The sequence below is a fragment of the Bacillus cereus group sp. MS39 genome (assembly GCF_040448665.1).
Lineage (GTDB): Bacteria > Bacillota > Bacilli > Bacillales > Bacillaceae_G > Bacillus_A > Bacillus_A wiedmannii.
The window spans coordinates 4,764,037-4,777,662 of sequence record NZ_CP123058.1 but is presented as its reverse complement, the minus strand read 5'-3'; the positions used below and the strand labels follow the sequence as shown (position 1 = coordinate 4,777,662).

The following is a 13,626-nucleotide window of genomic DNA, read 5'->3' as shown; positions in this document are numbered from 1 at the left end:
AACGACATCTTTTGAATAGCTTGCAAATGAGGAGTGGGGAAAATGAAAAAAATTCTAGTAACCGGTTCTTTAGGGCAAATTGGTTCTGAACTAGTAATGAAACTTCGTGATGTATACGGTGCATCAAATGTTATTGCAACAGATATTCGTGAAACAGATAGTGAAGTAGTAACGTCTGGTCCATTTGAAACGTTAGATGTAACAGATGGACAAAAACTACATGATATCGCAAAGCGTAATGAAGTAGATACAATTATTCATTTAGCAGCTTTACTTTCAGCAACAGCAGAAAAAAATCCGTTATTTGCTTGGAATTTAAATATGGGCGGACTTGTAAATGCATTAGAAGCAGCTCGTGAATTAAACTGTAAGTTTTTCACGCCAAGTTCTATCGGTGCATTCGGTCCATCAACGCCGAAAGATAATACGCCACAAGATACAATTCAGCGTCCTACTACGATGTATGGGGTAAACAAAGTAGCAGGAGAATTACTATGTGATTATTATCATCAAAAGTTTGGCGTTGATACGCGCGGTGTACGTTTCCCAGGTTTAATTTCTTACGTAGCTCCTCCAGGAGGCGGAACAACTGACTATGCAGTTGAAATTTATTATGAGGCGATTAAAAAAGGCGCATACACCTCATACATTGCAGAAGGAACATACATGGATATGATGTATATGCCAGATGCTTTACAAGCGATCATTTCATTAATGGAAGCTGATCCAAGTAAACTTGTGCATAGAAACGCGTTCAATATTACAGCAATGAGCTTTGAGCCAGAGCAAATCGCAGCATCAATTCGTAAACACATTCCGACGTTTACAATGGATTACGCTGTAGATCCTGCTCGTCAAACAATCGCTGATAGCTGGCCAAACTCTATTGATGCAACAGCAGCAATGAAAGAGTGGGGCTTTAAAGCAGAATACGATTTAGACAAAATGACAACGGACATGTTGGCTAAGTTAAAAAAAAAGCTCACAGCTGAGTTAGTGATGAATTAATAGGAAGGGTCGATTCTTAGGAATCGACCTTTTTTATTCGTATTTTAGGAATATGCAAAAAAATACAAATATGATAGAATGAGTTAATTTGTGTGTAAAGGGGAGACAGAGAATAGAGAAATGGGAGTTAGCAAAGGGAATTTACAATACGTCGCGTTTAACGGGAACATTTAAGCTTCGATCAGGACAAGTATCAAATCAATACTTTGATAAGTACTTATTTGAATCTAATCCAGTACTGTTATTAGAAATTGCTAAACAATTGAAAGAGCTCATTCCTCCTGAGACAGAAGTACTCGCAGGTTTAGAGATGGGCGGAATTCCAGTAGCAACAGCATTATCTTTACAAACAGGTATACCTGTTGTATTTGAAAGGAAAGAAGCGAAGAAGTATGGCACATGTAAGTTGGCAGAGGGTGTTGATATTACTGGGAAGAATGTTTGTGTTATTGAAGATGTTATCACGACAGGTGGTCAAATATTATTAAGTACGAAAGATTTAAGAGAACTAGGTGCGAAAGTCCATCATGTTCTAGGCGTGATTGAACGAACGAAAGAGGGAAAAGTAAACTTATTAAAAGATGGCTTACAGCTACATTCTTTATTTACAATGGATGAGTTAATTGAAGGAGAAAAGGAACATGCAAAGAGTTGACGTCGTATACGCACTAATACATGATGAAGAAACAGATAAAATATTAATGGTACATAATGTAGAACAAAACGTTTGGTCATTGCCAGGCGGGGCTGTTGAAAAGGGTGAAACGTTAGAGGAAGCTCTAGTAAGGGAAGTAAAAGAAGAGACAGGTTTAACGGTTCTGGCAAGTGGACTTGTTGCGATCAATGAAAAATTCTTTGAAGAATCAGGGAATCATGCGATACTTTTTACATTCCGAGCAAATGTAGTAAAAGGTGAACTGATTGCGGGAGATGAAGAAGAAATTTCTGCAATAGAGTGGGTGAATCGAACGATCGCAAATGAACGATTCCCATTCTACGATGGCGGATTCGAGGCATTATTAGAAGTAGCCATTCCATATAAGTTTCAATCAGAAACAAAGTGATTGAAAGAAAAAACAGGAGCGAAAACGCTCCTGTTTTTCTATTCAATCGTCTTCAGTAGTAACTTTTTCAATAGTGGTTTAATCTTCAGACGTAAATCTTCAGCATGATTTGCAACTAAGAAGTGATGGTTATAAATGTTCTTCATTAATTGATAAGTGGCTTCTTTCGCTTCGCCTTCTTCGATGAAGATTCCGATTACTTCCATACCACTTTTACGAGCAAGTTTGACAGCTTCATGCGTATCTAAAATACCGTCTTGTTGATAGTCTAGCGCAGAAGGCTCACCGTCTGTAAAGACAAGTAAGAATTTATGTTTTTCTGGTCTTTTTGCAAGTTTTTCAGAAACGATACGAATAATATATCCGTCGCGGTTATCTTCTTCTTCGCGAAGCTGCATAATTTCTGGACCGACGTTTGGTAACGTTGAGTTTTTATACGTTACAACTTCATGGATAACGTTCGGCTTATCTTCAGGCTTAGCACTAGAAGCATCTTCCCAAAATCCGCTAATAGCGTGCGGGATTTTTAAAGATTTCAACGCTTCATGGAATAGGACCACACTCTTTTTCGTTTCTTCCATCTTGTTATACATAGAACCAGAGCAGTCCACTAGTAATTGGAATGCAACGTCAAGTTCTTGTGATTCTTGTCCTTTTTTATAAAACATCCGTGGCTGCTTTTCAGTATAAATACGAAGGAATTTCTTACGAAGTCTTCCGTAATATTTATCACTATTTGCATTCGTTTTATTTTCAATCGTTTTTTCGATAATTTTCTTTAATTCTTTTACATCTTTATTAACGACTGATTTGATAGCTTGGTAATCCTTTTTTTCATCAGGATTTGATTTGCGAGCTTCTTTAAATGTATGAGAAGCACCAACGTTATACTTACCGTATGCACCATCATTTTGGCTAGAAGCGTGTGAAGCTCTTGCTTCTTCTGTATCAGCGCCATCAAAGTTGGATTGTGTACTCTTTTGAGAAGTACCTTGTACAGAACCAAGTGCTTGGTCGCCATCTTCTGATTCGCGAGCAGTATCGCCCATCATGTTTGTTTTTGTTCCGCTTTCTAATTCAAAGCGTAAAAAGTTCTCGTTTTCATTGTTTTTATTTTCACGATGCCATGTGGAGAAACTTTCATCCATTTTGTTCTTATTTTCATCGTCATCTATGAGCTGCGTATCATCATTTGCTAAATCTTCGACGCGACAGTTCTTTTCGTCTGCAATGACAGATAAATAAAGCGGAGCATGTCCGAAATAATTATTAAGCATATCACTTTCAAGAAGTCCTTCTAAACGATAGCGAATTTTTTCAACGATATACATAATGTCTTCTGTATTACGAGCTTGGAATGTTTCATGCAAAATTGCTTCAATTTGCTCGAAATATTCATTATTAAACATTTCATATTTATCGCTCGTTATTGAAAGATAGCAGAGACAAAATAGACGATCACCGTGATAGTTACGAACACGATTGATTTCATTTTGTGAACCAAAGTAATTGCGATACATTTCTTTTCTTCTTTTAAAAACATGCTTTGTGCCAGGGCGTAAGTTTTTTACGATTTCCTCAACACGTAAATCTTCTAATAGAACAAATAATTGTGTTAAAAACTTTTTTAAGGGTGATTCTTGTAATTCAATCGCATAAGAACGAATTAAAGTCATGTCCGAGTAATGTTTATTACCAAGTGCTTTTAAAAACACTTCGCTTTTTAATCCGATTACTGTATCCTCTTCTTTTCGATCATCCCAAAAGTGACTAATGACAACCTTTTTTTCAATTTCGTCGTAGTATGCTTTATAGCCATACTCAAGGTAGGCATCTTCTTCTTTTAGAAGAGCATACATTAAGTTTTCCATTTGTAGAAACAGCGACGCATCAATTTTTTTGTCACTAAAAATTTGTCTCATGAATTATCCCTCAAAGAAATAACTTTCTGCTAATTCACGGACAGTCATTTGTTCTGTTTCATCGTTTAATTTTGCGATAATACTACGTTCAATTGCACGCATAACAGGAATATATACACCTAAATCACATGCGTCGATAATGCCACGAATACTTGCTGCTTCTTCACTTACACGTCCATCACGAGCTAATGGCATAAGGTCGCTTGCAAATGCAACGAACTTTTCAATTGTTGCAACATCATTTAATTTTGATTCAGATAGTAATAGTTCTTTTAATGTGTCACCTTGAATGTATGGAACTTCAATAATAACGAAACGGTTTTTTAATGCTTCGTTTAGTTCACTTGTTCCAACGTAACCTTCATTAATTGCTGCAATTACACGATACTCGTCATCGCCATATACAACCTCTTGTGTAAATGGATTTGTAATCATTTTGCGGTAATCTAATGCACCGTGAAGAAGTGGTAACGTTTCAGGTTTTGCCATATTGATTTCATCAATATATAGGAAATGACCGTTCTTCATTGCTTTCATAAGAGGGCCGTTAACGAATGTAACTTCAGATGCGCCATCTTTCGTTTGTAGTGTGTTGTATCCTAAAATACCTTCTACATCTAGGTCAACAGAACAGTTAATGCTATGCATTGGTTTTTGGAATAAAGAAGAAAGAGTTTCAGCTAGTACTGTTTTACCACTACCAGTCGGCCCTTTTAATAGAATGTTTTTGCCAAGAAGAAGCGCTGTAATAGCATCTTCAATAATGCTGTTATCAGATGCTTTATATATTTTCTTTCCAATTAAATGTGCATTTTCACCAGCTTCTTGTTTATTTTTTTCGTGAATGGTTGAGAGCTGTTGTTTTAAATCAGCATGTATATGAAATTGTTCTAACATGTATTTCCCACCTAACATTATTTTCATAAAGTAATACATCTTATGATAACTTGTTTTAATATGGTATGCAAAGAAAAGGAGAGAGGAGAAATGGAAAAGAAAAAGCAATCAATATTACATTGATTGCTTACAGTAAAGGAGAAATGAGTCGCATGAAAGACTCTAATATTCGTTTTTTGATACTTCTTTTTTGGAATGCGTTCCATTTAATTTCAGTGGAATGCTTAAAGTCGTCTTCAAAATCATGTTTAATATCATGAACGGTTTCTGATTCATATAGTACGCTAATAAGTTCATAATTTAACTCAAAGCTGCGTACGTCCATATTTGCCGTTCCAATTGTCGCGATCTTATCATCAACGAGTACAATTTTTGCATGCATAAAACCATCTTTATAACTATAAATGGAAGCACCAGCTTTTAAAAGCGGAGTGAAGTAGGACTGAGATGCTTGATCACTAATAATACTATCACTTTTACCAGGATATAAAATGCGTACATCTATGCCAGATATTGCACTTAAACGTAATAATGTTAAAGTTTCTTGATCTGGAATAAAGTAAGGTGTAGCGATCCAAATCGATTTTTTTGCAGATCCCATAACAGCTAATAATGTATTGCGAATGCTTTTATCATCTGAGCTAGGCCCGCTGGCTACAATTTGCACAGCACCTTCTGCACTTGAAATTTCTTTACCTGGGAAGTATTGTCTATTCATAAATTGATCCCAAGAATAAGTATTCAATCCACTAGAGGCATAGAGCCAATCTTCTAGAAAAATTGCTTGTAATTTATATAACGCTTTTCCTTCTATTTTTAAATGACTATCACGCCAAACGGGAAATTTTTTTGAACGGCCAAGATATTCATCACCGACGTTGAGTCCACCAGTAAAACCGATTTCTCCATCTACAATAACGATTTTTCGATGGTTACGATAATTGACAGTTTCAAGTAACCAAGCTGAAAAAATAGGGTCAAATTCTACAATTTCAATACCAGCTTCTTTCATAGGTTTTAAAAAGCGTCTTCTTAACGTATTACTTCCGAGTCCATCATAAAGAAAGCGTACAATAACACCAGATTTTGCTTTTTTTATTAAAGCATCTCGAACTTTCGTACCAATCTCATCAGATTTATAAATATAGTATTGAATATGTATGTGATGTTTTGCTTGCTCGATAGCTTGCAAAATTTCTGAGAATGTTTGATCTCCATTTGTTAAAAGTTTTGTCGTCGTTCTATCTGCGGCAGGCCCGCCTCCAAATTTTTGTACGACTTCTGTTAAATGTACAGAACGTTCATGTAAGGGGACTGTGAGTGCTAATTCTAGTCGTCTTCCTTCTAATATTTCACGGAATAATTTTCTTTGTTCTTCTGAACGATGGAGATGTTTTTTCCTTCTCCAACGGCTACGACCGAAAATAGAGTATAAAAGCACCCCTATAACGGGAAGAAGTGCTAATACTAAAAACCACGCTAAGGTGCTTTGAGGAGACCTATTTTCGATGAAAATAACGAATGAAATTCCTATGATTGTGATGGACCAGAGAGCGCCGACAAATGTATATAACGAAATAAATGATGTATTTAATAGGAAAAGAACGATAGATATAATTACAAATATTGATAGTAATTGAACGATAGGCTTCTTCATTTCTATAAAATTCCTCTAATCTTTCTTAAGTATAGACTTCTTATATAAAAAGGTATAATCCGACATTCTTATTATAAAGTGTTTTGTTTTTTTTACAAAATATAGACATTTTCCCCATGCTTTCCGCATTTGTCCTACATACATTATACTGTGACGTTATTATCCAGCTATTTGCTGGTTAATAAACAGTGTAGGAGGGACAAAACCCTTGCCCTTTATATAGGAAAGGGGATAACCATATCATGGATTTGTAGCAGGTGCATGATGAAGACCAGGATATAGTTATCTTTATTACGCGGATTCTTCTTAATTATATAGGTTACTAACAAGGTCCGTACTATCCATACAATACCTATTAAGATGAGAAAATGGAAAAGGAGAGGGGAAACATGAATTATATAGAAAATAACGGATTGTATTATCGTAATCATCATCCTCATGGAGGGCACAACCATAACGGCGGACATCACCATCATGGAGGGCACAATCACTATGATCATCACCACCATCACGGAGGCGGATGGGGCTGGGGTGGCGGCTCATGGGGCGGCGGATTTTTCCCAGGAAGTTTTGCTGGAGGCGTGTTAGGTGGACTTACAGCTGGCGCATTAACGGGTGCAGCAAGTGGAGGCTACTATCCAGCACCGTACCCAGTAACTTATCCAGCGCCATACCCAGCACCATATCCAACTCCATATCCGGGGTATCAGCAAATACCATATCCGTATTAAACTAAAAAAGAGGCTTTCCTCTTTTTTTAGTTTAATAAAGTATTTATAAAATATTTCCAAAATAAAGGTGAAAATATGTTAATATTTTGTTATTGTAATTCAAAAACATATATACTAATTTTAACTTTTATATTATTATCCGTGAATAGTTGTATAGTGTGCTCGAAATTCTATTTCGCTAGTAAAGTAAAGAGGTTAGATATGAGCGGGATTAATAGGGAATAGGCATTGTATAGAGCTAGCTATAAAGGAATGTAAGAGAATGAATTATAATAAAGTAAGCTAATTATAGCGATAAGAAACTACTGTTTATAATTGAAATGGTATTATATTGCTTTTTATTACAAATAATATTATGTTATTTTAATCGGCATATTTCAAAATGTGATGAATGCAAATAGCTATTATTAAGAAATGAAATATCTCTATTTCTATGAAGAGAAACAAGTTGTGTTTTAGTCAGATAGGAAGCAAGGAGAGATGCGCATGCTAGAACAAAGAGGTCATGCATTATATGACTCTTCATTGCGAGATTTAAAGTTAGCATTAGATGAGTCTTCAATTGTTGCGATTACAGACCGAAATGGTCTTATTACATATGTAAATGATAAGTTTTGTAAAATCTCCAAATATACACGAGAAGAGTTAATAGGAAAAGATCATCGTATTTTAAATTCAGGATATCACCCGAAAACATTTTTTCAAATTCTATGGAAGCGTATTTTGAACGGAAAAGTATGGAGAGGTGAGATTCGAAATCAAGCAAAAGATGGGACGTATTATTGGGTTAAAACAACAATTGTTCCGTTTTTAAATGAAAAAGGAGAGCCGTATCAATTTATCGCGATCCGAAATGATATTAGTAGTAGGAAAGAAGCAGAACAGAGGTTGCGGTTAAGTGAAAGTCGTTATAGGGAGCTTGCGTATCATGATGCTTTAACGAGTTTACCGAACCGATTGCAGCTAATAACGACTGTAAACGAGATGATTGCAGGAAAAAAAGAATTTGGTATGATTTACTTTGATTTGGATCGTTTTAAATTAGTAAACGATACGCTAGGTCATATGATAGGGGATTTACTTTTAAGCGAAGTTGCTTCACGGTTGCATTATGTGCTAGGAGAGAAAGACGTTCTGGCTAGGCTGGGTGGCGACGAATTTGTGCTGTTAACAAAAAATCATAAACAAGATGAAATGAGGCAGTTAGCGACATCTGTGTTGTCGTGTTTTCAGGCACCATTTATGCTTGAAGGTCATGAAGTATACATTTCAGCTAGTCTAGGACTGTGTTCATATCCGCAAGACGGACAAGATGTAGAAACTCTATTGAAAAATTCGGATTTAGCCATGTATAGTGCGAAAGAACAAGGCAGAAATGCCGCGTGTTTCTTTACAGATGAGTTACGTGCAAAAATAAATCGTAGAATGAAAATTGAATTCGCTTTGCAAAAGGCAATTCGTGATGAAGAATTAGATGTGGTACTGCAGCCTATTATTGATTTGAAAACGAAGAAATATACCGGTATTGAGGCTTTAGCACGTTGTTCGACAGAAGAAGGGTCTATTTCGCCAGGCGAATTTATTCCAGTAGCTGAAGAATCTGGACTTATTATAAAATTAGGAGACTGGGTATTAGAAAAGTCATGTCGCTTGTTTAAAACATTGCCAGATTACGAAGAAGGACTAAAGTTATCTGTTAATTTATCCATACAACAATTAATGCAAAAGCGTTTTATTTTATCTGTACGTAGCATTTTAAGGAGAACTGGCTTTCCACCGAATCGTTTAATTTTGGAAGTAACGGAAAGTATCGCTGTTCGCCATTTTGATTATATTATTGCTACATTACAAGAATTAAGAAATATGGGTATTTTAATTGCTTTAGATGACTTCGGAACGGGCTATTCTTCCTTATATTATTTAAAACAATTACCACTAGATATAGTAAAAATTGATCGTAATTTTATTCGTGAATTTCATTATGATCATGCACAGCCAGAGCGAACGATTGTAAAATCTGTTATTGAAATTGCCCATAGCTTAAATTTAGCAGTAGTTGCTGAAGGGGTAGAAACAGTAGAGCAAGAAAGTTTATTACAATCTATGGGCTGTGATTACGTCCAAGGATTTTATTATGCGAAACCTTTATCTGTAGGAGAGTTAAAAGAAAAGTTAATTACAGATTTTTAATAAAAAAGAGAAGCTGGTAGCTTCTCTTTTTTTAATTCGTTTTTTGTGAGTTTTTCATTAGTACTGGATAAAGAATAAGACCTAATACGAACAATCCAATTCCTAAGAAGAACGTTTTTAAATCAGCAGTTCCGGTTTTGATAACCCAAATAGAGTATACAAATGCTAATGTAGTAATGATCGCATCCTTTATTCGAGAGCCAGGCATTATATCATACGTTTCTCCTGTAATAACCAATTTGAATTGGTACAGCGTAGAAACAAGGTATGGAATTAAATAAGCTAATGTTGCTACAACGATAGCGAAATTATACGCTTCTGACACGGTACCAGAAATCGTTGAGAATAAGAAAATTTGCGTCATCACATTTGTAATAAATAATGATTTTGAAGGACTACCTTTTTTATTTGTTTTCGCAAAAAACTTAGGGAAAAGTCCATTCTTTGCTGCTTGGTAAGGTACTTCTGAACTAACAACGATCCAGCCAACTGTAGATCCAAATAAAGATACAAGTGCAAGTAAAGCCATTATATAGGCGCCTTTATTGCCAATTGCTAAATTTAATGCGTCTACTAATGGTTTTTGAGATTCTTTTAAAGCATCTTGCGAGAGAGCTCCCATTGTAAGTAAAGTAATTGACATGTAAATAAGAAGAGCGATAATCAACCCGAAAATGGTAGCTTTTTTTACATCGCGCTGAGATTTTGCGCGGTTAGAAAGCATTACAGCAGATTCAATACCGATAAATGCCCAAAGTGTTGCGATAGCAGCTGAATTGATTTGTCCACCTAACGAAATTGATTGTCCTGCTTCATTCATAAATGTTTGACCGTCTCCGAAATTAGAGGCATTGAAAATAAATAATGTGATTACAATAAACATTGTAAATCCAATAATTTTTGCAATGGTAGCAAGAAGATTCATATTTCCAGCTCGGTCAATATTTTGAGAAAGAATATATTGAATTCCCCATAACATAAGGCTACATACGAGGAAAGTTAGTCCTTTTCCGAGTTCTAGTGAAAATCCGTTCGTTGAAAAAAGAATTTGCTTACTTTGTAACACTGGAAAGAATGTTGATAAATATCCAGCAAAGGAAATAATAACAGATGCGGTTGCAGCCCAGTTCGCAGCCCAATAGCCCCATGCCATACTATATCCTGCAACTTTACCCGCTTTTTTTGAAGGGAACATCGCTTGAGCATAACTTTGTGGTCCAGCTTTTAATTCTGGTTTTCGGATTGCTAAATTTCCAAATACGAGTGCAATCATAAATACGCCAAGGCCTGTAATACTCCATGCGAGTGTAGAACCCATTGGACCTGATACGTGTGCTAAATTTGCTGGGAGCATAAATACGCCACCGCCAACCATATTTCCGATTACAAAAGCTGTTAAAATCCATAATCCCCATTTTTTCGTTTCCATTTTTGTTAACTCCTTTGTAGTAAGTTTTGCTTAAACATCATTTTTTACTAGCTTTTTGGCAATAAAAAAAGAGCCATGTAGATAAAAAATACCTACATGGCTCTTCGCCTAACGTAGGTACAACGGGAATAACCCTTGTACCTACGCGTAATTTTTCCGCTAGGTTTCAAGGGTTACGTATGATGATGATGTTTTTGTGCAAATGTAACTACAATTGTTGTATAAGTAAGCATAGTTCTTTGCTCCCTTTCTCCTCTGATTTTGAAGTTAGTATACTACATGTTTTTTTGAATGAAAAGAAAAATATAAAAATTTTTATAAAAATACGTTTTAGAGATTAAATATTTTCCTGTATTTTTCCTATACTGGAAAATAAGTGAGAGATTGGCAGAAGAGTGTAGCATGGTATAATACATATAGAATTAGAAGGTGACAAGGGGCTATTGTAGATGATGAGTAAGTATGAACAAATTTATACAGAAATCAGTAAGTCTATTGATAATAAGCAATTAAAAGAGGGATGCAAAATCCCATCCGAAACTGAATTAATGAAGCAGTATGAAGCAAGCCGCGGTACGGTAAGAAAAGCTGTAGATTTATTACAAGAGCGTGGATATGTTCAAAAAATACATGGAAAAGGTGTTTTTGTTTTAAAGCGAAAAAACATTGAATTCAACTTTGGTGGTATTGTAAGTTTCCAAGAAGAAAATGAACGTTTAGGACGCCATTGTATTACAGAAGTCGTGGAAATGGAGAAAGTAAAAGCGACAAAAGAAGTTGCGAAGCTATTAAATGTGAAAGAGAAAACAGAAATAGATCATATTAAACGAGTACGAAATATTGATGGAGAAAAAGTAATTTTGGATATTAATCATTTTGTATCGGAATATATTCCTGGATTAACGAGTAAAATTGCAGCGGAATCCATTTATAAATACATTGAGAAAGAATTAGGTCTTCATATTAGTTACTCACAGAGGGTAATTGAAGTGCAGCCATGTACAGAGGACGATAGAGAGTATTTAGATTTAAATGGAACAGACTATGTTGTCGTTGTGAAAAACTTTACGCATTTTTATGATGGAAGTCAGTTCGAATATACAGAATCACGCCATCGTTTAGATATTTTTCATTTTTCGGATGTGGCGCGGAGAAAATAAGGAGATGGAACGAAATAACGTTTCATCTCTTTTTTTATAAAAAAATCACAAACTCGTATATACGAGTGTTGACTAACTTATATATACGAGTTAATATGTAATTGTAAACGGTATCAAAAAAAGAAAAGAGGGACGGGAATATGGGGAAAGACTATCGTCAAACAGCAGAGGAAGTGTTGCAGTATATTGGTGGGAAAGACAATATTGAACAAGCTGCGCACTGTGTAACGAGGCTCCGTATCGCTTTAAAAGATGAAAGTAAAATAGATAACGATAAATTGCAGTCTGTTTCATTAGTGAAGGGAGCGTTTCATAACGCTGGAGTATTTCAAATTGTAATTGGTCCAGGAGATGTTGATCGAGTATATGCAGAATTGATAACGCTTGCAGGTATGAAGGAAGCGACAGTAGCTGACGTGAAAGACTCTGGAAACCAAAAGTTAAACCCAGTTCAAAAGTTTGTAAAAGTATTTTCAGATGTATTTATGCCGATATTACCAGCGATCGTAACAGCTGGTTTACTAATGGGAATTAACAATCTATTAGGAGCGAAGGACTTATTTTTTGAAGGTAAAAATTTATTAGATGTATATCCAAACTTAAGTGGGCTTTGGGATTTAATTAATATGATGGCGAATACAGCATTCGTATTCTTACCAGCACTTGTCGGTTGGTCAGCAACGAAGCGTTTTGGTGGTAGTCCGATATTAGGGATTGTTATGGGATTAATGCTTGTGCATCCAGCCTTATTAAACGCGTGGGATTATGGTAAAGCAGCAACTGGTTTAGATGGACAAAAGATTGAGTACTTCGATATTTTAGGATTATTTCAAATTGAAAAGGTAGGGTATCAAGGTCAAATCTTGCCGGTCTTAGTAGCAGCATTCGTACTAAGTAAAGTAGAAATCTTCTTAAAGAAACATGTACCAAATGCAATTCAATTATTAGTTGTACCAATTACAACGATTGTCGTAACAGGTGTGTTAGCATTAGGAATTATTGGTCCAGTTACACGTCATATTGGAGATTTATTAACAGTTGGATTAGTAGGTGTATATGAAACAGTACCAGTAGTTGGAGCAGTATTGTTTGGAGCATTATATGCACCGCTTGTAATTACAGGTATGCATCATATGTTTATTGCTATCGACTTACAATTAATTGCACAGCACGGTGGTACATTCATTTGGCCAATGATTGCTCTTTCTAACATTGCGCAAGGTAGTGCGGCACTTGCGATGTTCTGGATTTCTAAAAATCAAAATGATAAAAGCATGGCATCTACATCAGCAATTTCAGCATATTTCGGTATTACAGAGCCAGCTATGTTTGGTGTAAACTTACGAAATAAATTCCCATTCTATGCAGCAATTATAGGATCGGCTATTGCAGCTATATTTATTACGTTAAATGGTGTATTAGCACCTGCTATCGGAATTGGCGGATTACCAGCATTTATTTCTATCATTCCGAAATCGATTCCAATATTTATTGTAGGAATGATTATCGCAGTTGTAATCCCGTTTACGTTAACATGGTTATTTGCAAAACGAGTAAAACAGAAGTAG

The 13,626-nt window shown here is 35.6% G+C and carries 11 protein-coding genes; 7 read left to right on the top strand and 4 right to left on the bottom strand.

Annotation, left to right across the window (positions count from 1 at the left end):
* Positions 1-42: 42 nt before the first annotated feature.
* From QEP67_RS24820 to QEP67_RS24810, 3 genes are all read left to right on the top strand, one after another.
* On the top strand, positions 43-1,008 hold the full coding sequence (locus QEP67_RS24820) for an L-threonine 3-dehydrogenase (RefSeq protein WP_000723125.1): 966 nt from the start codon (positions 43-45) through the stop codon (positions 1,006-1,008).
* A 112-nt stretch (positions 1,009-1,120) separates the two neighbouring features.
* Complete coding sequence (gene pyrE, locus QEP67_RS24815; RefSeq protein ID WP_033658910.1) at positions 1,121-1,663, top strand: orotate phosphoribosyltransferase; 543 nt, start codon at positions 1,121-1,123, stop codon at positions 1,661-1,663.
* Positions 1,650-2,072: an NUDIX hydrolase gene (locus QEP67_RS24810; protein ID WP_001189955.1), complete on the top strand. Its 423-nt coding sequence runs from the start codon at positions 1,650-1,652 to the stop codon at positions 2,070-2,072. Before pyrE ends, QEP67_RS24810 begins: the two co-directional genes overlap by 14 nt.
* A 38-nt stretch (positions 2,073-2,110) precedes the next feature.
* Here QEP67_RS24810 and QEP67_RS24805 read toward each other — a convergent pair whose 3' ends face one another.
* The 3 genes from QEP67_RS24805 to QEP67_RS24795 form a co-directional block, all read right to left on the bottom strand.
* A complete protein-coding gene (locus QEP67_RS24805) occupies positions 2,111-3,994 on the bottom strand; it encodes a VWA domain-containing protein (RefSeq protein ID WP_001248882.1) in 1,884 nt (627 codons plus the stop codon).
* Positions 3,995-3,997: 3 nt separating this feature from the next.
* Positions 3,998-4,891, bottom strand: coding sequence for a MoxR family ATPase (locus tag QEP67_RS24800; protein WP_000892965.1), 894 nt, complete (start codon positions 4,889-4,891; stop codon positions 3,998-4,000).
* Positions 4,892-5,018: 127 nt separating this feature from the next.
* Positions 5,019-6,548: a cardiolipin synthase gene (locus QEP67_RS24795; RefSeq protein WP_000743057.1), complete on the bottom strand. Its 1,530-nt coding sequence runs from the start codon at positions 6,546-6,548 to the stop codon at positions 5,019-5,021.
* Positions 6,549-6,937: 389 nt separating this feature from the next.
* Here QEP67_RS24795 and QEP67_RS24790 point away from each other — a divergent pair, with 389 nt between their 5' ends.
* Positions 6,938-7,279, top strand: a complete 342-nt coding sequence (locus QEP67_RS24790; protein WP_001106408.1) for a hypothetical protein — start codon at positions 6,938-6,940, stop codon at positions 7,277-7,279.
* Positions 7,280-7,765: 486 nt separating this feature from the next.
* Positions 7,766-9,469 (top strand): EAL domain-containing protein, encoded by a 1,704-nt coding sequence (locus QEP67_RS24785; protein ID WP_000893360.1) that lies wholly within the window; start codon positions 7,766-7,768, stop codon positions 9,467-9,469.
* Positions 9,470-9,500: 31 nt separating this feature from the next.
* Here the strand turns inward: QEP67_RS24785 and QEP67_RS24780 are convergent, their stop codons facing one another.
* Positions 9,501-10,898: an amino acid permease gene (locus QEP67_RS24780; protein ID WP_000448429.1), complete on the bottom strand. Its 1,398-nt coding sequence runs from the start codon at positions 10,896-10,898 to the stop codon at positions 9,501-9,503.
* Positions 10,899-11,347: 449 nt separating this feature from the next.
* On the opposite strand from QEP67_RS24780, the gene treR reads away from it, so the two are divergent.
* Positions 11,348-12,058 carry a trehalose operon repressor gene (gene treR / locus QEP67_RS24775; RefSeq protein ID WP_000987246.1) on the top strand — a complete coding sequence of 237 codons (711 nt, stop codon included), beginning with the start codon at positions 11,348-11,350 and terminating at the stop codon, positions 12,056-12,058.
* 140 nt (positions 12,059-12,198) lie between these two features.
* Positions 12,199-13,626, top strand: a complete 1,428-nt coding sequence (gene treP, locus QEP67_RS24770) for a PTS system trehalose-specific EIIBC component (protein ID WP_000513961.1) — start codon at positions 12,199-12,201, stop codon at positions 13,624-13,626.